This is a genomic window from Microbacterium sp. NPDC064978 (assembly GCF_044543605.1).
Taxonomy (GTDB): domain Bacteria; phylum Actinomycetota; class Actinomycetes; order Actinomycetales; family Microbacteriaceae; genus Microbacterium; species Microbacterium meiriae.
Map to the genome: position 1 here is coordinate 407,258 of NZ_JBITWF010000001.1, position 23,530 is coordinate 430,787.

21 protein-coding genes are annotated in these 23,530 nt (G+C 70.1%); 12 read left to right on the top strand and 9 right to left on the bottom strand.

Going from position 1 to position 23,530, the window contains the following annotated elements:
- Positions 1–131: 131 nt before the first annotated feature.
- On the top strand, positions 132–1,283 hold the full coding sequence (locus ACIGJI_RS02070) for a glutamate--cysteine ligase (RefSeq protein ID WP_187663984.1): 1,152 nt from the start codon (positions 132–134) through the stop codon (positions 1,281–1,283).
- A 12-nt stretch (positions 1,284–1,295) separates the two neighbouring features.
- On the opposite strand, the gene ACIGJI_RS02075 is transcribed toward ACIGJI_RS02070, so the two are convergent.
- Complete coding sequence (locus tag ACIGJI_RS02075) at positions 1,296–2,267, bottom strand: sugar-binding domain-containing protein (protein WP_363444169.1); 972 nt, start codon at positions 2,265–2,267, stop codon at positions 1,296–1,298.
- A gap of 102 nt (positions 2,268–2,369) precedes the next feature.
- Between ACIGJI_RS02075 and ACIGJI_RS02080 the strand changes: the two genes are divergently transcribed.
- The 3 genes from ACIGJI_RS02080 (at position 2,370) to glpK (ending at position 6,496) form a co-directional block, all read left to right on the top strand.
- Positions 2,370–4,079, top strand: coding sequence for a glycerol-3-phosphate dehydrogenase/oxidase (locus ACIGJI_RS02080; protein ID WP_187663982.1), 1,710 nt, complete (start codon positions 2,370–2,372; stop codon positions 4,077–4,079).
- Positions 4,080–4,171: 92 nt separating this feature from the next.
- Complete coding sequence (locus tag ACIGJI_RS02085) at positions 4,172–4,945, top strand: MIP/aquaporin family protein (protein WP_187663981.1); 774 nt, start codon at positions 4,172–4,174, stop codon at positions 4,943–4,945.
- Positions 4,946–4,981: 36 nt separating this feature from the next.
- Positions 4,982–6,496 carry a glycerol kinase GlpK gene (glpK, locus tag ACIGJI_RS02090; protein ID WP_187663980.1) on the top strand — a complete coding sequence of 505 codons (1,515 nt, stop codon included), beginning with the start codon at positions 4,982–4,984 and terminating at the stop codon, positions 6,494–6,496.
- A 152-nt stretch (positions 6,497–6,648) separates the two neighbouring features.
- Here the strand turns inward: glpK and ACIGJI_RS02095 are convergent, their stop codons facing one another.
- A complete protein-coding gene (locus tag ACIGJI_RS02095) occupies positions 6,649–7,533 on the bottom strand; it encodes a LysR family transcriptional regulator (RefSeq protein ID WP_363444172.1) in 885 nt (294 codons plus the stop codon).
- A gap of 78 nt (positions 7,534–7,611) precedes the next feature.
- On the opposite strand from ACIGJI_RS02095, the gene ACIGJI_RS02100 reads away from it, so the two are divergent.
- Positions 7,612–8,520 (top strand): EamA family transporter, encoded by a 909-nt coding sequence (locus tag ACIGJI_RS02100; protein ID WP_363444175.1) that lies wholly within the window; start codon positions 7,612–7,614, stop codon positions 8,518–8,520.
- Between the two features lie 12 nt (positions 8,521–8,532).
- Here ACIGJI_RS02100 and ffh read toward each other — a convergent pair whose 3' ends face one another.
- The 4 genes from ffh to ACIGJI_RS02120 all read right to left on the bottom strand — a co-directional run bounded on the left by ffh (position 8,533) and on the right by ACIGJI_RS02120 (position 11,871).
- A complete protein-coding gene (ffh, locus tag ACIGJI_RS02105) occupies positions 8,533–10,095 on the bottom strand; it encodes a signal recognition particle protein (RefSeq protein ID WP_187663977.1) in 1,563 nt (520 codons plus the stop codon).
- A 13-nt stretch (positions 10,096–10,108) separates the two neighbouring features.
- Positions 10,109–10,618 (bottom strand): RNA polymerase sigma factor, encoded by a 510-nt coding sequence (locus ACIGJI_RS02110; protein ID WP_363444178.1) that lies wholly within the window; start codon positions 10,616–10,618, stop codon positions 10,109–10,111.
- A complete protein-coding gene (locus ACIGJI_RS02115; protein ID WP_363444181.1) occupies positions 10,615–11,217 on the bottom strand; it encodes a hypothetical protein in 603 nt (200 codons plus the stop codon). The genes ACIGJI_RS02110 and ACIGJI_RS02115 overlap by 4 nt, the downstream gene beginning before the upstream one ends.
- A 66-nt stretch (positions 11,218–11,283) precedes the next feature.
- Complete coding sequence (locus ACIGJI_RS02120; RefSeq protein WP_315636929.1) at positions 11,284–11,871, bottom strand: TetR/AcrR family transcriptional regulator; 588 nt, start codon at positions 11,869–11,871, stop codon at positions 11,284–11,286.
- Between the two features lie 87 nt (positions 11,872–11,958).
- Here ACIGJI_RS02120 and lipB point away from each other — a divergent pair, with 87 nt between their 5' ends.
- Both lipB and lipA read left to right on the top strand, forming a co-directional pair.
- On the top strand, positions 11,959–12,609 hold the full coding sequence (gene lipB, locus ACIGJI_RS02125) for a lipoyl(octanoyl) transferase LipB (protein WP_363444184.1): 651 nt from the start codon (positions 11,959–11,961) through the stop codon (positions 12,607–12,609).
- On the top strand, positions 12,606–13,595 hold the full coding sequence (gene lipA, locus ACIGJI_RS02130) for a lipoyl synthase (protein ID WP_363444187.1): 990 nt from the start codon (positions 12,606–12,608) through the stop codon (positions 13,593–13,595). The genes lipB and lipA overlap by 4 nt, the downstream gene beginning before the upstream one ends.
- Before the next feature lie 10 nt (positions 13,596–13,605).
- On the opposite strand, the gene ACIGJI_RS02135 is transcribed toward lipA, so the two are convergent.
- Positions 13,606–14,106 (bottom strand): DUF2004 domain-containing protein, encoded by a 501-nt coding sequence (locus ACIGJI_RS02135; RefSeq protein WP_363444190.1) that lies wholly within the window; start codon positions 14,104–14,106, stop codon positions 13,606–13,608.
- A 43-nt stretch (positions 14,107–14,149) separates the two neighbouring features.
- Positions 14,150–15,022, bottom strand: a complete 873-nt coding sequence (ftsY, locus tag ACIGJI_RS02140; protein WP_025103328.1) for a signal recognition particle-docking protein FtsY — start codon at positions 15,020–15,022, stop codon at positions 14,150–14,152.
- A 28-nt stretch (positions 15,023–15,050) separates the two neighbouring features.
- Between ftsY and ACIGJI_RS02145 the strand changes: the two genes are divergently transcribed.
- Positions 15,051–15,728, top strand: coding sequence for an alpha/beta hydrolase (locus ACIGJI_RS02145; RefSeq protein ID WP_363444196.1), 678 nt, complete (start codon positions 15,051–15,053; stop codon positions 15,726–15,728).
- 124 nt (positions 15,729–15,852) lie between these two features.
- Here the strand turns inward: ACIGJI_RS02145 and smc are convergent, their stop codons facing one another.
- Complete coding sequence (gene smc, locus ACIGJI_RS02150) at positions 15,853–19,398, bottom strand: chromosome segregation protein SMC (RefSeq protein WP_363444199.1); 3,546 nt, start codon at positions 19,396–19,398, stop codon at positions 15,853–15,855.
- Between the two features lie 387 nt (positions 19,399–19,785).
- Between smc and ACIGJI_RS02155 the strand changes: the two genes are divergently transcribed.
- The 4 genes from ACIGJI_RS02155 to ACIGJI_RS02170 all read left to right on the top strand — a co-directional run bounded on the left by ACIGJI_RS02155 (position 19,786) and on the right by ACIGJI_RS02170 (position 23,501).
- Positions 19,786–20,202, top strand: coding sequence for a hypothetical protein (locus ACIGJI_RS02155; RefSeq protein WP_363444202.1), 417 nt, complete (start codon positions 19,786–19,788; stop codon positions 20,200–20,202).
- Positions 20,203–20,310: 108 nt separating this feature from the next.
- On the top strand, positions 20,311–21,390 hold the full coding sequence (locus ACIGJI_RS02160; RefSeq protein WP_363444205.1) for a GNAT family N-acetyltransferase: 1,080 nt from the start codon (positions 20,311–20,313) through the stop codon (positions 21,388–21,390).
- Between the two features lie 99 nt (positions 21,391–21,489).
- Positions 21,490–22,185 carry an ABC transporter ATP-binding protein gene (locus ACIGJI_RS02165; RefSeq protein WP_187663968.1) on the top strand — a complete coding sequence of 232 codons (696 nt, stop codon included), beginning with the start codon at positions 21,490–21,492 and terminating at the stop codon, positions 22,183–22,185.
- The gene (locus tag ACIGJI_RS02170) at positions 22,182–23,501 is read left to right on the top strand and encodes an FtsX-like permease family protein (RefSeq protein ID WP_363444208.1); all 1,320 of its coding nucleotides are present in this window, start codon (positions 22,182–22,184) and stop codon (positions 23,499–23,501) included. Before ACIGJI_RS02165 ends, ACIGJI_RS02170 begins: the two co-directional genes overlap by 4 nt.
- The last annotated feature ends 29 nt before the right edge of the window (positions 23,502–23,530 follow it).

A 23,530-nucleotide genomic window follows, 5' to 3' on the forward strand; every position in this document is an offset into this window, starting at 1 on the left:
AGGAGGACGAGTGCTGGATAGAGGGTCGAGCACGTCGTCCGACCCTCTATTCTGCCAGATGCGCGCGCCGGGCGCGAAACCCGGTGACACGGCGTTGCGGAGTCGGCACCGGCCCGTGTCAGACTGTCCCCGTGCAGCTCGACTTCGCCGCTTCGGCCCGCTCCACCGTCGGTCTCGAGTGGGAGATCATGCTCGCCGATCCCGAGACCGGTGATCTCGTCGGTCGCGCACCGGAGCTCCTCGCCGCACTGGAGGCGGAGAGCGAGGACGAGCGCCACACCGTCACCGGCGAGCTGCTCACGAACACCATCGAGGTGACCAGCGGGATCGGCGATTCCGTCGCGCACGCCGTCGATGACATCGCGAACGCGATCGCGGCGGTGCGGTCGGCCACCGATCCGGCCGGCATCGAGCTGCTCTCCGCCGGAAGCCACCCCTTCGCCCAGTGGTACGACCAGTCGGTGACAGACAAGACCCGCTATCACAGCCTCATCGAGCGCACCCAGTGGTGGGGGCGCAACATGATGATCTGGGGTATCCACGTGCACGTGGGCGTCGACGAGCAGCGCAAGGTCTTCCCCATCATCAACGCACTGTCGGCGTATCTTCCCCATCTCCAGGCTCTGTCGGCGTCCAGTCCGTTCTGGGCCGGGGAGCGCACGGGGTACGCCTCCAACCGCGCGCTCGTCTTCCAGCAGCTGCCGACGGCGGGCTTGCCCTGGCCGCTCCGGGACTGGTCGGAGTTCGAGCGGTATCTGGACGACATGGTCCGCACCGGCGTGATGGCCGATGCCACCGAGGTGCGCTGGGACATCCGCCCCGCTCCGCGCTGGGGCACGATCGAGGTCCGCGCGTGCGACGGCCTCTCGACGCTCTCCGAGATGGCCGCGGTGGCCGCGCTCGTACAGGTCCTCGTCGAGCACTTCTCCCGACTTCTCGACGAAGGCGCGGCACTCCCCGATCTTCCGGCCTGGTTCCACCGCGAGAACAAGTGGCGCGCGGCCCGATACGGCCTGGACGCGCGCGTCATCGTCGACACGATCGGCACGCAGCGCCCCGTTCGCGAGCACCTGACCGAGAAGATCGAGGAACTGGCCCCGGTCGCCGTCGAGCTCGGGTGCGTCCGGGAGTTCGGCAGCATCGCGTCGATCCTCGACGGCGGGGCGAGCTATGCGCGTCAGCTCGCGGTCGCCGACGCCACGGACGGCGATCTCCGCGCCGTGGTCCAGCACCTCATCCGGGAGTTCCGGACCGGACCGCAGTCGTCGATCGAAGGCGAGTGACGCGGACGCGACTCAGTCCTCGACGAGTCGACGTGCGAGACCCTCGTCGAGCACCACATCCGTGATCAGCTCGGCGGCTATCGCCGCCCGCAGACTCGCGAGCTTGGGCACACCCGAGACGACGCACACGCGACGCGGCACCCGCCGGAGCCGGTCGAGTCCCGGCCCCGTCGCCCGCGCGTTGAGCCGGATGTCGCGCCAGGAGCCGTCGGCACGGAAGAAGACCGTCGCCACGTCGCCGATCGCATGGTCCTCCCGCAGACTGCGGTAGTCCTCCCGCCCGAGGTAACCGCCGACGTAGACGCGGCTGGGCACCTCCGCCGCCGGAGACCCGAGGCTGAACACGGCGATGTCCATCTTCGCCTGCAGATCGAGCACGCGGCGGGTGCTGCGCTCGCGCCACATAGCCTCCCGGGTGGCGGGGTCGTCGAAGAAGGCGGGCACGGGGAACTGCTGCACCTGCGCACCGAACGCGCTCCCGAAGCGCTGCAGGATGTCGCTGGAGTACTCCACACCGCTGGTCTGGGTGTTCCCGGCGCCGTTGAGCTGCACGAACGTCGTATTGTGCGTCTCCTTCTGGGCGAGACCGCGACTGACCGCGCTGATCGTCGATCCCCACGCCACGCCGACGATCATGTTGGAGTCGACGAACTGGGACAGGAGGCGTCCTGCGGTCAGCGCCACGCGCTCCAGTCGCTCGACCTCGCTCACGATCTCCGCCATCGGCACGACGTGCGCCACCACGCGGTGCCGATCCCTGATGCGCTGCTCGAGCATTCCCAGACGCTCCAGGGGGGAGTTGATCCGGATGTCGACGAGGCCGCTCTCCCGCGCGAAGCTGAGCAACCGTGACACGGACGACCGGGAGGTGCCGAGCTCCTGCGCGATGACCTCCATGGTCTTGTCCTGCATGTAGTACAGCTGCGCGGCCGTGAGCGCGGCGATCAGCTTCCCGTCGCGCGACGGTGCTCCGGATCCCGCCATGATGACCTCCTCTCCCTCGATCCTTGCACATATGTGCAGCCAGCTTGCGCGCGGCGTCACGGAGGTCGATGCTGGTGGCAAGCAAGGAAGAGAGGGTCGATGATGATCGATTCCACCCACACGTCCCCGGAGCGGGACGCGGTCCGCGCGCTCCGGGAATCCGGGCGCACCAGCGTCCTCGTCATCGGCGGCGGCATCAACGGCATCTCGACGTTCCGTGATCTGGCCCTGCAGGGTGTGGACGTCGTCCTGGTCGAACGCGGCGACTTCGCCTCCGGTGCCTCCGCGGCCTCGAGCCACATGATCCACGGCGGCATCCGCTACCTCGAGAACGGCGAGTTCCGCCTCGTCCGGGAGTCGGTGGAAGAGCGCAACGGCCTGCTCAAGATCGCCCCGCACTACGTCAAGCCGCTGCAGACGACGATCCCGATCTACTCCACGTTCTCGGGGATCCTCTCCGCTCCCCTCCGGTTCCTCACGCACAAGAGCGGGAAGCCGAAGGAGCGCGGCGCCTTCCTCATCAAGGTCGGCCTCACCATCTACGACACGTTCTCCCGCGACGGCGGCACCGTGCCCCGCCACCGCTTCCTCGGACGCAAGAAGTCCCTTGCCGAGCTGCCGTCGATGGACCCGAAGATCAAGTACACGGCCACGTACTACGACGCCTCGATGCACGATCCGGAGCGCCTGGCGCTCGACGTGCTGCAGGACGGCCGCGCGAGCCACCCGGGTGCGGTGGCTCTCAACTACGTCGAGGCGATCGGCCGCGACGGCGAGCAGATCACCCTCCGTGACCGCGAGAGCGGCACCGAGTTCACCGTGACCGCGGATGTCGTCGTGAACGCCTCCGGCCCGTGGACCGACCTCACGAACGACGCGCTCGGCACCGACACCCATTTCATGGGCGGCACCAAGGGCTCGCACATCGTGCTCGACCACCCGGAGCTGCTCGAGGCGACGCGAGGTCGCGAGATCTTCTTCGAGCACTCCGACGGCCGTATCGTGCTGATCTACCCGCTCAAGGGGCGCGTCCTCGTGGGCACCACCGACATCGACGCCGACCCGCGCGAGGTGCCGGTGTGCACGGAGGAGGAGATCGACTACTTCTTCGACCTCATCCACCACGTGTTCCCGTCGATCTCGGTGACCCGCGAGCAGATCGTCTACAACTTCTCCGGCATCCGGCCGCTCCCCCGCCACGAGGACACCGCTCCCGGATTCGTCTCGCGCGACTACCGCGTCGAGGTCGACCGCAAGGGCGCCGTCCCGCTGGTGAGCCTCGTGGGCGGCAAGTGGACCACGTTCCGCGCCCTGGGAGAGTCGCTCTCCGACACCGTGCTCGGCCTCCTCGGCCGCACGCGCACCGTCTCCACGGCCGGACGCGCGATCGGCGGCGGACGCGAGTTCCCGCGCACCGAGAAGGCGAAGCGGATCTGGATCCAGGAGAACCTCGCCGGCGCCGGCGCTCGGGCCGATCAGCTCCTCGCCCGTTACGGCACCGGAGCGGCGGCCGTCTGGGCGTTCGTCGAGCAGGGGGACGACGCCCCCCTCGCCGGCGGCGACCTGTCGACCCGTGAGCTGGAGTGGATGGTCAACGAGGAGATGGTCGCCCGTCTCGAGGACGTCATCCTCCGCCGCACCAGCATCGCCTTCACCGGTGGAGCGCAGGCAGAAGTCCTCGACGAGATCGCCGACGCCCTGGCACCGCTCCTCGGATGGGACCGAGAGCGTCACGACGCCGAGGTGGAGCAGACGCGCCTGCTGCTGAACGAGCGACACGGACTCGACATCCCGTCCCGCACCCGCGGCTGACGGGGCCCCGACCACCGCGCCCTCCTCGCGGTGCTACCCCATAAGGGGTCGGGGCAGAGGGGCCCCGACCCGCAAGAAAGGTCAACGAAGACATGACTGACGTCAATCTCGGTCTCTACTTCCTCTCGGAGCTCGTCGGCACAGCGATGCTGGTCCTGCTCGGCTGCGGTGTGGTGGCGAACGTCGCCCTGGCGAAGAACAAGGGCTTCGGCGGCGGCTTCCTGATGGTCAACTGGGGATGGGGTCTCGCGGTGTTCGCGGGTGTGCTCGTCTCGGCGTACTCCGGTGCCATCCTGAACCCGGCCGTCGGTATCGGCCTCTGGGTGCAGAACCTGCTGGATCCCGCCAAGGGCATCGACTTCACGATGTTCCTCACCGCGACCGGGGCGGAGCTCCTCGGCGCGATCATCGGTGCCATCGTCGTCTGGCTCGCCTACAAGCAGCACTTCGACCAGGAGCCGGAGGCCGCGAACAAGCTCGGCGTCTTCTCCACCGGCCCCGCCATCCGCTCGTACGGCTGGAACCTCGTCACGGAGATCATCGGCACTTTCGTCCTCGTCTTCGTCATCTTCGCGTTCGCGGACTACGGCGACATCGAGGTCGGCACGCCCGGTGGCCTCGGCCCGCTCACCGCTCTTCCGGTCGCCCTGCTGGTGGTCGCGATCGGTGCATCGCTCGGTGGTCCGACCGGATACGCCATCAACCCGGCGCGTGACCTCGGTCCCCGCATCGCCCACGCGATCCTCCCGATCCAGGGCAAGGGTTCCAGCGACTGGTCCTACTCGTGGGTGCCCGTCGTCGGTCCGCTCATCGGTGGTGTCATCGCCGCCCTCGCCGCCCCCGGCCTGCTCAGCCTCGCCGGCTGATCCCCCTCAACCGCTCGGGAATTCAAAGGAGAACACATGGCTGACTACATCATCGCGATCGACCAGGGCACCACGTCGAGCCGCGCGATCATCTTCGACAAGAAGGGCAGCATCGTCGCCACCGGTCAGAAGGAGCACGAGCAGATCCTTCCCAAGGCCGGCTGGGTCGAGCACGACGCCGCCGAGATCTGGCGCAATGTCCAGGAGGTGATCGGTCTGGCCCTCGGTCGCGCCGATCTCACCCGCCACGACATCGCCGCCGTGGGCATCACGAATCAGCGCGAGACCGCGGTCGTGTGGGACAAGACGACGGGCAAGCCGGTCTACAACGCCATCGTCTGGCAGGACACCCGCACGCAGGAGATCGTCAACCGCCTCGCGGGCGACGAGGGCGTCGACCGGTTCAAGTCGATCGTCGGGCTCCCCCTGGCGACGTACTTCTCCGGCACCAAGATCACCTGGATCCTGGAGAACGTCGAAGGCGCCCGCGAGAAGGCCGAGGCCGGAGACCTGCTCTTCGGCACGACCGACTCCTGGGTCCTGTGGAACCTCACGGGCGGCATCGACGGCGGCGTGCACGCGACCGACGTCACCAACGCCTCGCGCACGATGTTCATGGACCTCGAGACGCTGGAATGGCGCGACGACATCCTCGAGGCGTTCGGCGTGCCGCGCTCGATGATGCCGGAGATCCGCTCCTCCTCCGAGGTCTACGGTGCGGCCGAGAGCTCATCGCTGCTCCGCGAGACGCCGATCGCCGGCATCCTCGGCGACCAGCAGGCGGCGACGTTCGGCCAGGCCGCGTTCCAGAAGGGCGAGAGCAAGAACACCTACGGCACGGGCTGCTTCCTCATCTTCAACACGGGCGAGGAGATCGTCCGCTCGAAGAACGGACTGCTCACCACCGTCGGCTACAAGCTCGGCGACCAGCCCACGCACTACGCGCTGGAGGGGTCGATCGCGGTCACCGGCTCGCTCATCCAGTGGCTGCGCGACCAGCTCGGCATCATCTCCTCCGCCCCTGAGGTCGAGGAGCTGGCCGAGAAGGTCGAGGACAACGGCGGCGTGTACATCGTCCCCGCGTTCTCGGGTCTCTTCGCCCCGTATTGGCGTCCGGACGCCCGTGGCGCGATCGTCGGCCTCACCCGCTACGCGAACAAGAACCACATCGCGCGCGCCGCCCTGGAGGCCGTGGCCTTCCAGACCCGTGACGTGCTCGACGCGGTCAACGCGGACGCCGGAGTGGACCTCAGCGAGCTCAAGGTCGACGGCGGCATGGTCGCCAACGACGCGCTCATGCAGTTCCAGGCCGACATCCTCGGTGTCCCAGTCGTGCGTCCGGTCGTGGCGGAGACCACGGCGCTCGGTGCGGCCTACGCGGCCGGTCTCGCGGTCGGCTTCTGGAGCGGTCTCGACGACCTGTCCGCGAACTGGCAGGAGGACCGCCGCTGGGAGCCCTCGCTCGACGCGGATGAGCGCGACCGTCAGCTGCGCCTGTGGCGCAAGGCCGTCACCAAGTCGATGGACTGGGTCGACGACGACGTGCGCTGATCACCGCATGACGAGGCGGGTCCGGGTTCTTCCCGGGCCCGCTTCGTCGTCTCCGGGCCGCCATCCGCCCGTTCACCTGCACGATCCGAATACGGTTGCCCACCCGTTCCGGCGGTTCCGTCGTACACCCGTTCCCTGGTCGTGCAGACCGATCAGGGGCTCAGGAGGCCTTCCGCGACGATGTCGAGGAAGGCGCGCGCGGCGCTGCGCGGTGCCGCGGCGTCCCAGGCCAGGTGCTCGACACGGACCGGGCCATCCAGGACCGCCACCGTGTCGACGACGTCCCGATACCCCTGCACCACCCCGGGCGCGAGCAGGGTGACGGCGAGGCCCGCAGCGACCAGACCGATCAGACTCGCGGCCGTGTCGGATTCGAAAGCCACATCACGCCGCACCCGCGCGGCCAGGAATGCCGCGTCGGTCTGCGCTCGCCCCGACGTGCCGGCGGGGAAGTCGGCGAACGCGGAGTCCGCGAGGTCGCTCAGCTGCACCTCCCTTGCCCGGCCCAGCTCATGCCCGCGGGGCACCACGGCCACCAGCGGTTCCCGGGACAGCGCGCGGGAGGCGACCCCCTCGGGCTCCACGCCCTCCCGGAGCCCGAGGAATGCGGCGTCGAGATCGCCCTGACGAATCGCCGCCACGAGCGCATCGCTGTTCCCCTCACGGAGCTCCACGCGGGCGGCTGGATGCGCGGCGCGATAGGCCACGAGAACCGCGGGGACGTCGACAGCGGTCACCGTGGGGATGACGCCCAGCCGCAGCGTGCCCACCACCTTCCCGCTCGCCGCCGCCGCATCCTCCCGGGCCTGGTCTGCGGCGCGGACCGCCAGACGCGCGGGGCGGAGGAACGCCTCTCCGGACTCGGTCGCGCGGACGCTGCGACTGGTGCGCGCGAACAGTCGCACGCCCAACTCGCGTTCGAGAGCGGCGACCTGGTGGCTGAGCGCCGACTGCGTGACATGACAGCGCTCCGCCGCGCGGGTGAACGAACCGGTGTCCGCCACGGCGACGACATACCGCAGCTGCTGGAGCTCCATCCGCCCATGATCTCGCTTCATAGATGGTGTGACAAGAATGCGTTGGACTCATACCCCGGATGCGCGCACCCTGGTGACATGAACCGCCTCACCCTCACCCTCGTCACGGCTCTCGCCCCTGCGACGTGGGGTACGACATACCTGGTGACGTCGGAGCTGCTCCCCGCCGGGCACCCGCTCCTCGCCGGCCTCCTCCGCTCGCTGCCCGCAGGCCTCCTCGCGGTGCTGCTGGCCCGCCGTCTGCCGCACGGGTCCTGGTGGGGCAAGGTGCTCGTGCTCGGCGCCCTCAACATCGGCGCGTTCTTCCCGCTGCTGTTCCTTGCGGCCGAACGCCTCCCCGGTGGGGTTGCCGCCGCCGTCGCCGGAGCGCAGCCGCTGATCGTGCTAGGGCTCGGAGCGCTCGTGCTCGGGGAACGTGTCCGACCGGTATCCGCCGCGGCAGCCGTCGCCGGAGCGGGTGGGGTCGCCCTCGTCGTCCTCGGCCCTGCCGCCGCGCTGGACTTCTGGGGCCTCGTCGCGGCTCTCGGCGGCGTGACCGCCACCGGCCTCGGGATGATCCTGACCAAGCGCTGGGGCCGCCCCTCCGGCGTCGGTCCCGTGGCCTACGCGGGGTGGCAGCTCACGGCGGGAGGGCTGTTGCTTCTCCCCCTCACCTTCGTGGTCGAGGGCCCGCCTCCTGCCCTCGACGCGGGTGCGCTCCTCGGCTACCTCTGGCTCGCGACAGCGGGAGGGATCATCGCCTACACGCTCTGGTTCCGCGGTATCCAGCGCCTGCCCGTGATCGTGCCGGGCCTCCTCGCACTGCTCTCGCCGATCGTCGCGACGCTGCTCGGCGTGCTCATCGCCGGCGAGAGCTTCACCATGGTCCAGGTGGCGGGCATCCTGATCACGCTCGCCGCCCTCGTCGGCGGGCAGTTCGCGGCGCGGCCGCGAGGAACGCCGTCGACCGCGGTCAATCCCTCGGCCGCGCCCGTCGCCGTGCGCTGAGGTCCCGGCCGCTCAGCCCTTGCCGAACAGCTTCTGAATCTCGGCGAGGTCGGCCTCCGACGGTGCCTCCGCTCCCCCGCCGAGGCCGAAGCCCGAGCCGGTGGGTGCCGTGGAAGCCGCGAGGCCGGCGTTCTCCGCAGCGCGCTTCGCCGGGTTGCCGGAGCGGGAGCGGTTTCCGCCGCCGCCCTTGCCCTTCTTGCCGCGCTTCGACGAGGCCCCGGGCTTGCCCATTCCGGGCACCGGACCCATGCCCGGGATGTTCGGCGTGCCGCCACGAGCGACGGTCTTCATCATCTTCGCGGCCTGCTCGAAGCGCTGCACGAGCTGGTTGACGTCGGTGACGGTCATGCCGGAGCCGCGCGCGATGCGCAGACGACGGGAACCGTTGAGGATCTTGGGGTTGCGACGCTCGACCGGCGTCATGGAGCGGATGATGGCCTCGGTGCGGTCGATCTCGCGCTCGTCGAAGTCCTCGAGCTGCTGCTTCATCTGCCCCATGCCCGGGAGCATCCCGAGCATCTTCTTCATCGAGCCCATCTTCTTCATCTGCTGAAGCTGCTCGAGGAAGTCCTCCAGGGTGAAGGCCTCGTTCGCGAGCTTCTCGGCGACCTTGCGCGCCTCGTCCTCGTCGAAAGCCTGCTGCGCCTGCTCGATGAGGGTGAGGATGTCACCGAGGTCGAGGATGCGGCTGGCCATACGATCGGGGTGGAACGGCTCGAGGTCCTCCAGCCGCTCGCCCGTCGAGGCGAAGATGATCGGACGCCCCGTGACCGAGGCGACCGAGAGCGCCGCTCCGCCTCGGGCGTCGCCGTCGAGCTTCGAGAGGACGACGCCGGTGAAGTCCACTCCCTCCTGGAAGGCCTTAGCGGTGTTGACCGCGTCCTGACCGATCATCGCGTCGATGACGAAGAGCACCTCGTCCGGGTCAACGGCCTTGCGGATGTCGGCGGCCTGCTTCATGAGCTCGGCGTCGACACCGAGGCGGCCGGCGGTGTCGATGATGACCACGTCGTGCTGCTGGCGGCGGGCGTGCTCGACGCCGTCGCGCGACACCTTGACGGGATCGCCGACGCCGTTGCCCGGCTCGGGCGCGTACACCGTGGCTCCGGCCTGCTCGGCGACCACCTGGAGCTGGTTCACCGCGTTCGGGCGCTGGAGGTCGGCGGCGACGAGGAGGGGCGTGTGCCCTTCGCCCTCGAGCTGCTTGGCCAGCTTGCCGGCGAACGTCGTCTTTCCCGAGCCCTGAAGACCGGCGAGCATGATCACGGTCGGCGCGGTCTTGGCGAACTGCAGGCGCCGCTGCTCTCCGCCGAGGATCTGGACCAGCTCCTCGTTGACGATCTGCACCACCTGCTGCGCGGGGTTCAGCGCCTTGTTGACCTCGTCGCCGAGAGCGCGCTCGCGCACCTTGGCGGTGAAGTCCTTGACGACCGCGAGCGCGACGTCGGCGTCGAGCAGAGCACGACGGATCTCGCGCACCGTGCCGTCGACGTCGGCGGCGGTGAGCTTTCCCTTCGTGCGCAGGTTGCGGAAGGTGTCGGTAAGCCGATCGGAGAGCGTGCCAAAGGTAGCCATGGTGCCTACGATTCTACGCGAGCGGAGCCTCCACGCTCAGCGCGGCACGGGGCAGTGTCTTGGCACGCTGGTGACGCCCCCGGACCGTGGACGCGGGGACCCCGAGCAGTGCGGCCGCATCGGTCAGGCTGAATCCGTCCCAGTGCACCAGGCGGATGACCTCCGCGAGGTCGGGATCCAGGCGGGCGATGGCGTCGCGCACCTCCGCGCCCCCGTCCGCCGGCGGTGCCTGCAGCCGGAATCCCTCTCCCTCTCCCCGCACCCGTTCGTGCAGGGCGCGCCGACGCCTCTCACCGCGGGCGTGGTTGAGCAGGGTCTTGCGAGCGACTCCGAACAGCCACATCCGCGCCCGTTCGGGGTCGTCGGGCAGATGCCGGACGCGCCGCCAGGCGACGACCATCGTCTCGCCGAGCAGGTCGCCGGCGTCATCCGCCCCGACCCGACGCGCGAGGTAGGCCAGGAGATCCGGGGCGCACGCCTCGAACGCGCCGATCAGCGCCGCGTCGTCGGCACGGCTGCTCACTCGCCGCTCCAGGCTTCGTCGTCGCAATGCACCTGGGAGTGGAAGTCGGCTCCGGGGATCGGACCGAACCCGTGCTCCTCGAGTTCGGCGTGGAGCGCCTCGTTCAACGCGCCCTCATGAGCCATCCAGGCGCGGGTGTCCGCCGCATTCTGATCCGTCGTCGGAACACCCGCGGCCTCGTCGCCCTGCTCGAGCATCCGCAGTTGGCCGTGCACGTAGGGCGCGGCCTCCGCCTCCACATCCGCCGAGGCGAACCATTGATCGATCACACGATCGACATCGGCCTGGATCAGCGGGTTGTGCGTGTCCAGGCGGCTGAAGCGGATCTCGCACTCTCCCCAGGTCGGCGCGGTGAACCGGTAGCTCCGCGCGGGATCCTCGAGGCCGTCGCCCCAGAGCCAGTCGGAGGAGGCGGTGGCCACCCCGGCGCCGCCCACCAGGACCACCGCCGTGACCGCGGCGATCACACCGCGCGACCGGAGGCGGGGCCGAGCGCGCCCACGGGACGCGTCGATCATCGCCCGCAGCTCGTGTCCAGCGAGGGCGGGGGTGGGCGGCGCCGAGCCGTCCAGCAGGTCGTCCAGCGGATCCGTGGTCATGGTGTCCTCCTCGTCAGGGATGCCTTCATCACTGACGTGTCCGGCCGACACCGATCCGTCCGCGCGTCACTCCCCCCAGGGCAGATCGTGCACGCGGGCGAGCGCCTCGCGGAGCACGGACTCCGGAGTGCCGCGGCCTGCCCCCTCCTCGGCCCAGACGCGCAGGGCGGACAGGACGGCGGCCGCCTGCGCCGCTCCCAGCACGTCCGCACGCATCACATCGATACCCGCCGCGCACGCCGCACGGGAGACCGCGGCGGCGAGGCGGGCCAGACGGACACCCGTCTCCCGCACCAGCTCCACCTCGAGCGCCATGGCCTCCGCATTCCGCAGCGCCAACGCCAACGGATCCGGGGCGAAATCGTCCACGATCCCCTGCAGGATCCCGCGCACCCGCTCCCCCGTGGCAGCCCGGCCGAGGTCGTCCAGCGCGGCGATCGCGACGCCGATGCGCTCGTCGATGCCGGACCACAGCACGTCGCTCTTCGACGTGAAGTAGTTGAAGAAGCTCGACCGGCTGACCCCCGCCCGCTGGGTGATGTCGGCGATGGAGGTGGCCTCGTACCCGCGCTCCAGGAAGAGCTCGCAGGCGGCCTCGGCGAGGGTCTCGCGCGAGGAAGCCTTCGGGCGGCCGGCGCGACCAGTCCGGTTCATGACTTCACGGTACCGCGCGGGACGCCGCGGCCCGGACGAGGATGTATTGTTGGACGCAATCCATGTATTCGAGGGAAGCGACGACGCATGCTCGACATCCTCACTCCCGGCTTCCTGCCGACCCCCGTCCCCTATGAAGAGGGCTGGGCCCTGCAGCGCCGCGTGCACGCGGACGTGGTCTCCGGCGCCCGCCCGGACACCCTCATCCTGCTCGAGCACGCGGCCGTGTACACCGCGGGGAAGCGCACGGAGGATCACGAGCGCCCCCAGGACGGGACCCCGGTCATCGACGTCGACCGCGGCGGGAAGATCACCTGGCATGGGCCGGGGCAACTCGTCGGCTACCCGATCTTCCGGCTGCCGGAGCCGATGGACGTGGTCGCGCACGTGCGGCGGCTGGAGCGGATCCTCATCGAGGTGCTGCGCCCGTTCGGGGTCGACGGTCACCAGGTCGAGGGGCGGAGCGGGGTGTGGGTGCGTCGACCGCTGTCGGAGGACAAGGTGGCCGCGATCGGCGTGCGCGTGCAGCAGGGCGTAACCATGCACGGCTTCGCCATCAACTGCGACAACAGCCTCGCGCCCTTCCGCGACATCATCCCCTGCGGCATCACCGACGCCGGCGTGACCACGGTGAGCGAGGTGTCCGGCCGCGTGGTCGGCCCGCTCGACCTCGTCGACGCCGTGCAGGACGCCTTCCGCACCGCCCACGCACCCGACCTGACAGGAGTCCCGGCATGACCGCCGCACCCGAGGGGCGCAAGCTCCTCCGCCTCGAGATCCGCAACGCCGAGACCCCGATCGAGCGCAAGCCCGAGTGGATCAAGACCAAGGCCAAGATGGGGCCGGAGTACTCGGCGCTGCATTCCCTCGTGAAGAGCGAGGACCTGCACACGGTGTGCCAGGAGGCCGGCTGCCCGAACATCTACGAGTGCTGGGAAGACCGCGAGGCGACCTTCCTCATCGGCGGGTCGCAGTGCACGCGCCGCTGCGACTTCTGCCAGATCGACACCGGCAAGCCCGCGGACTACGACACCGACGAGCCACGACGCGTCGCCGAGAGCGTGCAGCGGATGAACCTCCGCTACGCGACCGTGACGAGCGTGGCCCGCGACGATCTCCCCGACACCGGAGCCTGGCTCAATGCCGAGACGGTGCGGAAGATCCACGAGCTCAACCCGAACACCGGAGTGGAGCTGCTGGCGAACGAGCACAACGCCGACCCCGCCTTCCTCGGCCAGATCTTCGAGGCACGCCCCGAGGTGTTCGCGCACAACGTGGAGACCGTGCCCCGCATCTTCAAGCGCATCCGCCCCGCGTTCCGCTACGAGCGCTCGCTGAACGTGCTCACGCAGGCTCGCGATGCCGGGCTCATCACGAAGTCGAACCTCATCCTCGGCATGGGCGAGGAGCCGGAGGAGGTCGTCCAGGCGCTGCAGGACCTCCACGACGCCGGCTGCGACATCATCACCATCACCCAGTACCTCCGCCCGACGCCGCGGCACCTTCCGGTCTCCCGGTGGGTGAAGCCCGCCGAGTTCGTCGAGTTCAAGGAAGAGGCGGAGCGGATCGGCTTCCTCGGGGTGCTCGCCGGACCTCTCGTGCGCTCCTCGTACCGCGCCGGGCGGCTCTGGGCGCAGTCGATGACCTCGAAGGGACGGGAGATCCCCGCTCATCTCGCGCACATCGCGGACAGCGCCGACCTCGGGTTCGCGCAGGCCGTCTGACGGGCGGCGGTCAGTCGGCGCTCATCACCGACTGCACGCTGCCGTCGGAACCGAGGTTCACGAGCAGCACGTCGTCGGTGGCGCTGTCATCGAGCGCGTACTCCAGGACGGCGAACGGCTCGGAGCCACCGTGCTCGTCGGCGAGGATCGTCATGCTCATCAGGCGCATCGACCGGATGATGTCCACGGCCGCGTCCCCGGACACGTCGATGAGGACGTCGGGTAGGTCGTCGCCGAACACCTCCTGCTGCTGAAGGATGTACTCGGTCACCTCACTCGTGCGGTCGTCCACCTCGGCGAGCATTCCGCGGCGCGCGGTCGCGTCCACGTTCTCCAGACCGGCGATGAGTCCGGCGGCGATGTCGAGGGCGTCGGCGGAGACGTCGTCCTGGTCCGGAGCCGTCAGGTCCACGGTCACGCTCTGGTCGCCGAGTTCGACCGTCTCCGACCAGAAGATCGAGCCGTCGGGGCCCGACGACAGCAGTCCGAAGTAGTCGTGTTCGATCGCCATAACGCTATGAAACCAGCCTGGTGCTCGGGGCGGAAGCCCTGTGTCAGCCGACCAGCGCCTGCACGAACACGTGCGGCGTGAAACCGGTCAGATCGTCGATGCCCTCGCCCTGTCCGAGGAGTTTGACCGGGATGCCCGTCCGCTCCTGCACGGCGAGCACGAAGCCGCCCTTGGCCGAGCCGTCGAGCTTGGTGAGCACGAGCCCCGTCACGCCCGCGTGCTGCAGGAAGGTCTCCGCCTGCATCACACCGTTCTGTCCCGTCGTGGCGTCGAGGACGAGGAGCACCTCGCTGATCGGGGCCTGCTTCTCGACGACGCGGCGGATCTTGCCCAGCTCGTCCATGAGACCGCCCTTGGTGTGCAGCCGCCCCGCCGTGTCGATGATCGCGATCTCCATGCCCTCGCGCTTGGCGTATTCGACGGTCTGGAAGGCGACGGAGGCCGGGTCCTGCCCCTCCTGCTGCGGGCGGACGATCGCCGCTCCCCCGCGCTGGGCCCAGGTGGCGAGCTGGTCGACGGCGGCCGCACGGAAGGTGTCGGCAGCCCCCACCACCACGCTCCGCTGGTAGCCGCGGAGGAACTTCGTGAACTTCCCGATCGTCGTCGTCTTGCCCACGCCGTTCACACCCACGACAAGGACCACGGCGGGCCGCTCGGTGAGCTTCAGAGTGGTGTCGAACTTCGCGAAGTGCTCCTCCAGGGTCTCCCGCAGCATGCGCTGGAGGTCCTTGGGGTCGGTGGTGCGGTACTTCGCCACCTTGTCGCGCAGTTCTTCGACGATGCGCTCGCTGATGTCGGGGCCGAAGTCCGCCGTGATGAGCGCCGTCTCCAGGTCTTCCCACGTCGTCTCGTCGATGGTGGGCTTCACGAACATGCCGCGCAGCGCGCGACCGAGAGACCAGGACTTCTCTGCCATGCGTCCAGCCTACGGGTAGCATCCAGGGATGCACCGCGCGCCGCTCCCGCACCGGGTGTTCCTGCACGGTGCCGGGAGACGCGGCACCACCGCGTGGCCCTCGCAGGATCCGGAGTCGGGGACCTTCCTCAGCTTCCCGCCGGAGTCGTCCGTCGAAGCGCAGGCGGGCGCTCTCGTCGAGGGAGAGCGTGACCGGACGCCGCTCGTGTTCGCGCACTCGATCGGCGCGGTGACCGCCGTCCGCGCCATCGCCGACGGCCTGCGGGTGTCCGGCCTCGTCCTCGTCGAGCCCGCCCTGTACGACATCGCCCGCGGTGAAGCTCCGATCGAGCGGCATATCGCGGTGGTGACGGAGGCACGGGCGAGGGTGACGCAGGGCGACCTCTTCGGCTTCTGGTCCATCCTGCGCCCGCTCATGTTCGGAGGCCCGTCCACCCGGGAGCGCTGGGAGGACGAGCGCGCGGTCGCGCAGCGGTGGGCGACCACGAACCTCCCCTGGGGTCACGGCATCCGGGAGCGTTGTCTCGCCGGCGTGCCGACCATCGTGGTCACCGGCGGATGGAACGAGGAGTACGAGATCATCGCCACCAGGCTCGTCGACGTCGGAGCCGACCACATGATGCTCCCCGGCTACGCTCACCGCCCGCAGGACCATCCCGACTTCCCGGCTGTGATCACGGGCTTCGAACGCTCCCTCGCGATCTGACCCGGCCCCGTCCGTCCGGTCACAGCTTCGGAGACCGCGGGCGACACGCCGGATCCGACCATCGACACGCCGGATGAGGGCCATGATCTCCGAAGCTGTGCCCGCCGAGGGAGGGCGGCAGGACTCAGACGGCGGCGGCGGCGCGGTCGCCGACGCGCTGACCCACCACGGCCGAGACGCCATCCTGACGCATCGACACGCCGTAGAGCGCGTCGGCGATCTCCATCGTCCGCTTCTGGTGCGTGATGACGAGGAGCTGGGAGCTCTCCCGCAGCTGCTCGAAGACGGTGAGGAGCCGGCCCAGGTTCGCGTCATCGAGGGCGGCCTCGACCTCGTCGAGGATGTAGAACGGGCTGGGACGCGCCTTGAAGATCGCCACCAGGAGCGCCACCGCGGCCAGCGACCGCTCCCCGCCGGACAGCAGCGACAGCCGCTCGATCTTCTTCCCGACGGGGCGGACCGAGACCTCGATCCCCGTCGTCAGCATGTTGTCCGGATCGGTCAGCGAGATGCTGCCGGTGCCGCCGGGGAACAGCAGCGGGAAGACCTGGCCGAAGGCCTCCTTGGTGTCCTCGAACGCGCTGGCGAAGATCGTCTGCATGCGCTCGTCGAGGTCGGCGATGATGGTCAGCAGATCCTGCCGGGTCTGCGTCAGGTCCGTGAGCTGCGTGGTGAGGAACGCGTGACGCTGCTCCAGGGCGGCGAACTCCTCCAGCGCCAGCGGGTTGACCCGCCCGAGCTGCGCGAGCTTCCGCTCCGCGTCCGCGAGACGCCGCTGCTGGATGCGGCGGTCGAACGGGATCGCGGTGTCGTCGAGCAGCTCGCCATCGGCCGGCTCCGCCCCGGGATCCCGCGGCACGAGCTGGTCCGGCCCGTACTCGGCGACGAGCACGTCCTCGTCGAGCGCGAGTTCCGAGGACACGCGCTCCAACAGGCTGTTCAGGTGGAGCTTCTTCTCGTGGATCTGCAGTTCCAGGCCGTGAACGCTCTCCGTGAGCCCGGCCAGACGCTCCCGCAGCGACGACTCCTGGGCGCGCAGCGCGACGAGCTCCTCGTTCTGCGCCGACCGGGCGGCTTCCGCCTCCGCGAGCGCCACGCGGGCTTCGGTGACGGAGCGGTCGAGGGAGTCGAGGATGCGCGGCAGCTCGTCCACGACTCCGGATGCCGCCTCGCGCTGCGCCCGGCGGATGACGGCGCGGCGGGCGGCCTCCGCCGCGGCGTCCCGCTCCTGCTCGCGCTGCCGCTCCAACGCGGTCACCCGGGACTGCGCCGCCCGGACCCGCTCCCGCAGGGTCTCGACCTCCAGACGAGCACGGACCTCGCCCTCGCGGGCGCTCTCCAGTGCCTCCAACAGACCGTCGCGCGCCGAGGCGTCGAGCACCGGACGCGGCGCGGCGACCGCGGCGTCGAGCTCCGCCTTCGCGGCCTCCGCCTTCGCCTCCGCGTCGGCCACGGCGGCCTGCGCCTGGGCGAGTCCGGTCTCCAGGCGATCGCATTCGGCGACAGCGGCCTCGTGACGCACGGTCACCTTGTTGAGCTGCTCCGCGTGCGTCGCGAGGGCGGCGTCGTGCTCGCGCAACGCGCGCAGCGCGTCCTTCGCCTGACGCCGCGTCTCCTCCACGGCCTCGTCGGCGTCGATACGCGCCTCACGGAGGGAGTCGACGACGATCTGGATCTCGGTGAGCCGCTCGGTCGCGGCGTCCCGCTCCGCCGCGAGTTCGAGGCGCGAACGCTCCCCTCCGGAACCCGTGCGCAGGGTCTGAGCGGTGATGACGTCGCCGCCGGTGGTCACGATCGTGGTCGAGGTGTCGCCTCTCGCGTCGAGAATGCGCCGCGCGGCACGCGCCGCATCGAGGTCGTCGGCGATGAGAACGTGCGCCAGGATGCCGAGGATCCCGTCCGGCGCGGTCACCGTCTCCGTCGCGGCGATCACGCCGTCGACGGCCGGGGGTGTCGGCTGCTCCCTCGGGGCATCGGCGACCACGAAGTCGACCACGCCCCGGCGGCGCTCTGCGGCCTCCGCCGCGAGGATGAACGCATCCTCCGCGGAACCGACCAGCACACCCTCGGCCAGCGGACCGAGGACGGCCGCGATCGCGGCTTCGTATCCCGCCCGCACCTGCACGGCATCACCGACGAGACCGCGGACCCCTGGACCCCCCTCGGCGACGATCTCGGCGGCGCCTCCCGACAGCGACAGGGCACTGCTCAGGGCGGCGGCCTTCGCGGTGAGGGCGTCGACCTCGCGCTCGGCGGCATGCAGCCGTTCGCGCAGGCTCTCCCGTTCCGCCTCCGCCGCCGTCGCCGCACGCTGAGCGCTCTCGTAGGCCGCGGCGTACTCGACGGCCGTGCCATCGGGGGCCTCGGCGTCGTCGATCGCCTCCAGGGCTTCTTCGGCCTCTCGTCGCCGGGCGTGCGCGGCTTCGAGGGCGTTCTCCTGGCGGAGCACGGCGCCGCGGACGGCGGCCAGGGCCGATGCCGCCGCATCGGCGTTCCCGCGGAGCGAGGACAGTCGCATGTCGTACTCGGAGACGAGCGCGCTCTGCTCCGCGATGTCCACGTCGAGCGTGTCGAGCTCGGCGCGGGCGTTCACGACCTCGCGACTCGCCGCAGCCGCGGCGTCCTGCGCATCGCCGAGGCCGGACGAGATCGTCTCGATGTCCTCCTTTGCCTCGTCGATCGTCGCCTGTGTGACGGTCACCGCGGTCACGGCCGCGTCGTCTTCCTCGGACCCGAGAAGCGCGAGGCGCTGGTTGGCGAGAGTGTAGAGCCCGCGCACCCGCTCCTGCACCTGCTCGAGCCCGAAGGCGACGCTGCGCGCCTCGTCGACGGCGATCGAGTTCTGGTTCTTCTCCAGCCGAGCGATCCCGGCGCGCACGGTCTCGGCCTGGTCGGACAGCACCAGGCGCTCGGTGTGCCGCTCCTGCTCGGTCCGGGTGTGGTCGGCGAGGGCTGTGCGCAGCGCAACGACGTCGTCGGCGAACAGTCGGGCCTTGGCATCGCGGACGACGGCGGCGATGGTCTGCGCCTCGCGCGCGATCTCGGCCTGGCGGCCGAGCGGCTTGAGCTGGCGGCGGATCTCCCCCGCGAGATCGCTCAGACGCGTGAGGTTGGCCTCCATCGCGTCGAGCTTGCGCAGCGTCTTCTCCTTGCGCCGACGGTGCTTGAGGATGCCCGCCGCCTCCTCGATGAAGCCGCGTCGATCCTCCGGCGAGGCCTGGAGCACCGTGTCGAGCCGTCCTTGACCCACGATGACGTGCATCTCGCGGCCGAGGCCGGAGTCGCTGAGCAGCTCTTGCACATCGAGGAGACGGCAGCCCTCCCCATTGATCGCGTATTCGCTGGAGCCGTTGCGGAACAGCGTGCGGCTGATGGTCACCTCGGCGTATTCGATGGGCAGCGCGCCGTCCGCATTGTCGATGGTGAGCTGCACCTCGGCACGCCCGAGGGGGCCGCGGGTCGACGTGCCGGCGAAGATGACGTCCTCCATCTTCCCGCCGCGGAGCGTCTTCGCTCCCTGCTCCCCCATCACCCAGGCGAGGGCGTCGACGACGTTGGACTTGCCGGAGCCGTTCGGTCCGACGATGCACGTGACGCCGGGCTCGAACACGAAGGTCGTCGGCTGTGCGAACGACTTGAACCCCTTGAGCGTCAGGCTCTTCAGGTGCATGGGGCGACCGCTCGTCCGGGGAGATTCACGCCGCTACGCTACCGGAATCCCGCGGAACGGCCGGTATCCCGCGCGGTCGTCACGGACCCCGGCTCGATCGCGACACGCCGGTGCTAGCACGAAATGCTTGACGATCTCCTGTGAGTTTCGCTACGGTGGCCTCCGGATCGCCACACGAAAGGAGGTTACCGATGATGATCACTCAGCACACCGCAGAGGTCTTTGGCCTCGCCGCGCCTGCGCACTCTGCGCCGCGCCACGCGGCATCGGTGACCGCCGGCGTCCGTCACGGCTCGCTCGGCTAGAACCGCAGCCTGGGAACGCAGACCCGATCCGGGTCTTCTCCCGCCTGTTCTGTCGCGTCCCACCCTCTGATCCCCTCGGATCATGGATCCCCGCCTCCTGCCTCCGCATTCCGCGGCTCCACAGGCGCTGCTCTCGTCCGCACCCGTCGCGGCCGACGACTCGGTCCTGACGTGGTGCTTCCGCACCCCATCCATCCCTTTCGAAGGAACCATCGTGAACATCACGCTGTCACGCAGCACCACCCATCCGCCCGATACCGAGGACCGCGAGGTCCTCCAGATCCCCCGCGACGACGAGCTGCGTCAGCTCGGCATCGCGGACCGCCTCTCGCTCCGGATCGGCCTCTGGCTGTTCCAGCGGGCGCAGCGGCCCCGGCGTCCGCGCCGGTCGTGGACCGTCGATCCCGGCGACCTGTTCCTCGTCGGAGAGCAGCGTCACCGCTCGGCTGCGGAGGCGCACGCCCTCCTCATGCACGACATGCAGCGCGGAATGCGCTGACAGACGATGACGACCGCATCGACGCCGACCCGGCGTCCGTCCGTACAGCTGCGGACGGACGCCGGGCCACCCGGCACCTCCTCCTCCCTCCGACACGAAGGACCCGACATGACGACCGCCGCACTGACGATCACGCCGCTGATCGTCCCGGCCACCCTCGCCGATGCGAACGCCGCGGACTTCCGCGCCTACGGCGCCCTCAATCGACAGATCTGCGACGAGCAGGTCGGCCTCCCCGACCTCGCCCCGGACGCCGCGCAGATGCTGCCCAACTGGCAGGACGACTCCGATGCGCTGGACCTCGGATTCGTGGCGCGCGAGGGGGACGACATCATCGGCATGGTGACGGTGTCCTTCGCACAGGAGGAGGACGCGCACGCCGCCGAGCTCGACCTCCTCGTCCCGGCCGCCCACACCGGGCGCGGTGTCGAGGACGCGCTGCTCGACCGCGCCGAGACCGAGGCCAGGGAGCGCGGCCGGAGCGTCCTGCAGATCTGGACCCTCCACCGCCCCGAGGAGGCCGACCGCATGCTCCAGCCGCGCACGGGATGGGGGCGCATCCCGGCGACACCGCTGAGCGACGTCGTCGAAGCCCGCGGCTTCACGCTGGAGCAGGTGGAGCGCAACAGCGAGCTCGACCTGCGTGCCGACCCGGAGCCCCTGCGCCGCGCGTTGGACGCGGCGCTCGCGGTCGCGGGACCGGACTACCGCGTGGTCGAATGGGAGCTGCCCACCCCGCCGGAGTTCCGCGACGGATACGCCGCGGTGCTTGCCCGACTGTCGACCGACGCCCCCAGTGGCGACATGGACTTCGTCGCCGAGGTCTACGACGCCGATCGGGTCGTCCGCCGCGATGCTCGTCTCACGGGCGCCGGCCAGACGGTGTCCGTGGTCGCCGTGGAGCATGTCCCGTCCGGCACCCTCGTCGCGTACAACGAGCTGCTGATCGGTGCGGAGAAGACCGGGACCACCCACCAGTTCGGGACGCTGGTCGCCAAGGACCACCGCGGCCATCGCCTCGGAACGATCGTGAAGTGCGCCAACCTCCTGCGGTGGTGGGAGCTCGTCCCGGATTCGGACGTGGTCTCCACGTTCAACGCCGAGGAGAACCGGCCGATGCTCGACATCAACGAGGCGATCGGCTTCGTTCCCGTGTCGTACGCGGGCGCGTGGCAGAAGAAGATCTGAGGACGAGCGGCAGCCGTCATCCTCCCGGATGACGGCTGCCGCTCAGCTTCATCCGCCTGACCGACGACACCGGCACAGGTCTCCGGCGAGGCTGGGAACATGAACACTCCCGTGATCGAAGCCCACGCCCTCGTGAAGACCTACGGCGTCACACACGCCCTCGCCGGAGTCGACCTCACCGTGCACCGCGGCGAGTCCGTCGCCATCATGGGAGCGTCGGGGTCGGGCAAGACCACGCTCCTGCACGTGCTGGCGGGCATCACCGCCCCGGACAGCGGGCGCGTGGTCTTCCACCCGTCCACCGGAACGCCCATCGAGGTGACCGCGCTCGGCGAGGCGGCGCGCTCCCGGCTGCGTCGCGAGCGATTCGGGTTCGTCTTCCAGCAGGGACTGCTGATCCCCGAGCTGACGGCAGTGGAGAATGTCGCCCTCGCCTCGATGATCAACGGTGTCGCGAAGAAGGACGCACTCCCCCACGCGGCGTCGTGGCTCGCGGCACTGGGTCTCGGCGGCATGGAGGAACGGCGCATCGGCGAGCTGTCGGGAGGACAGGCCCAGCGCGTGGCCATCGCCAGAGCCCAGGCCACGGGTGCGGACCTCGTCTTCGCCGACGAGCCGACCGGCGCCCTGGACTCGCACACCTCCGCCGAGGTCATGGACGCGCTCCTCTGGTCCACGACCGGACAGGGCCGCACCCTCATCGTCGTCACGCACGACGCCGACGTCGCGGCCCGCTGCACACGCACGGTCGCTGTCCGGGACGGCCGCATCCTCGGTTCGGCGGTGAACGCGTGAACCTCTCCGTCCTCGGCCTGCTCCTGCGTCCCGCTCCCGGACAGCGGAGCGTCCTCGCGCTCCCGATCGTCGCCTTCGCGGTGGTCACGACCCTCGTCCTCACCGTCGTCGGCGGGGCCCAGGCCTTCTGGACCTGGACCGACGACGAGGCCGTCCTGTACCAGGCGCTCGCCGCCATCGCCCTGGTCCTCCTGGTCGTGCCGCTGGCCTCGCTCGGCGGCGCCGCCGCCCGCTTGTCCGCCCGACGCCGCGACGAACGTCTCTCCACTCTGCGTCTGCTCGGGGTGACTCCGGGCGGGGTGACGACGGCGACCGTCGTCGAGTCCGTCCTCGTCGCCGCCACCGGCGCGATCATCGGTGTCGGCGGCCATCTGGCCCTGAGCCCGCTCATCGGTCTGATCCCGTTCCGTGGCGAGCCGCTCGGCCTGCCTGCGGTCGTGCTCCCTCCGGTGATGATCGCCGCTGTCGTGGCCGGCGTGCTCGTGCTCGCCGCCGGAAGTGCCGTCGTGGGGCTGCGCCGCGTCGTCATCTCGCCACTCGGAGTCCGAACGCGCACGGCGCCGACGAACGTGCACTGGGTCCGGGCCGTCATCGCGGTGGTGGGCATCGCCTTCGCGTTCGTGCTCGTCAAGGTCTTCCCGATGATCGGCGGGATCGTGGCGACGATCGCGGTGCTCGCGGCGACGTTCGCGCTCGCCCTCACGGTCCTGAACGTGCTCGGCCCATGGGTGCTGAAGGTGTCGGCGGGACGTCAGCTTCGGCGGGCGGAGCGTCCCGAACGGCTGCTGGCCGCACGCCTCGTGCTCGACGCTCCGAAGGCGGCCTGGCGTCAGGTCGGCGGCATCGCGATGGCGAGCTTCATGGCCGTCTTCGCCGGCACCGGCGTCGCCCTCCTCGACACGATCGGGGCCGGTGACGATCCCTCCAGCATCGCGCTCGCGGAGGACATCCGCACCGGGCTCATCATCACCCTCGTCGGCTCGTTCCTCATGGTTGCCGCCTCCGTCGGTGTGAATCAGGCCTCGGACGTGCTCGACAAGAGCGACCTGCACCGGAGCCTGCACCACCTGGGTATGCCCGTCGAGACAGTGGACCGCGCGCGTCGTCGCGCGATCATGTCGCCGCTGCTCGTCACGGCGGTGGGATCCGCGCTGTGCGCTGCGGTGCTCGTGTTCCCGCTGGTGGGGATCGCGCTGATCGTCGCGCCCCTCTCGCTGATGACGATCGCGTCGGTCGTGGCCGTCGGCATCGGCGTCGTGTGGGCGAGCACCTGGGCGACCCGCCCGCTGCTGGATCGTGCTTTCGCTCCGGCGTGAGGCGGTGGCGGGCCGGGGATACCGGCCCG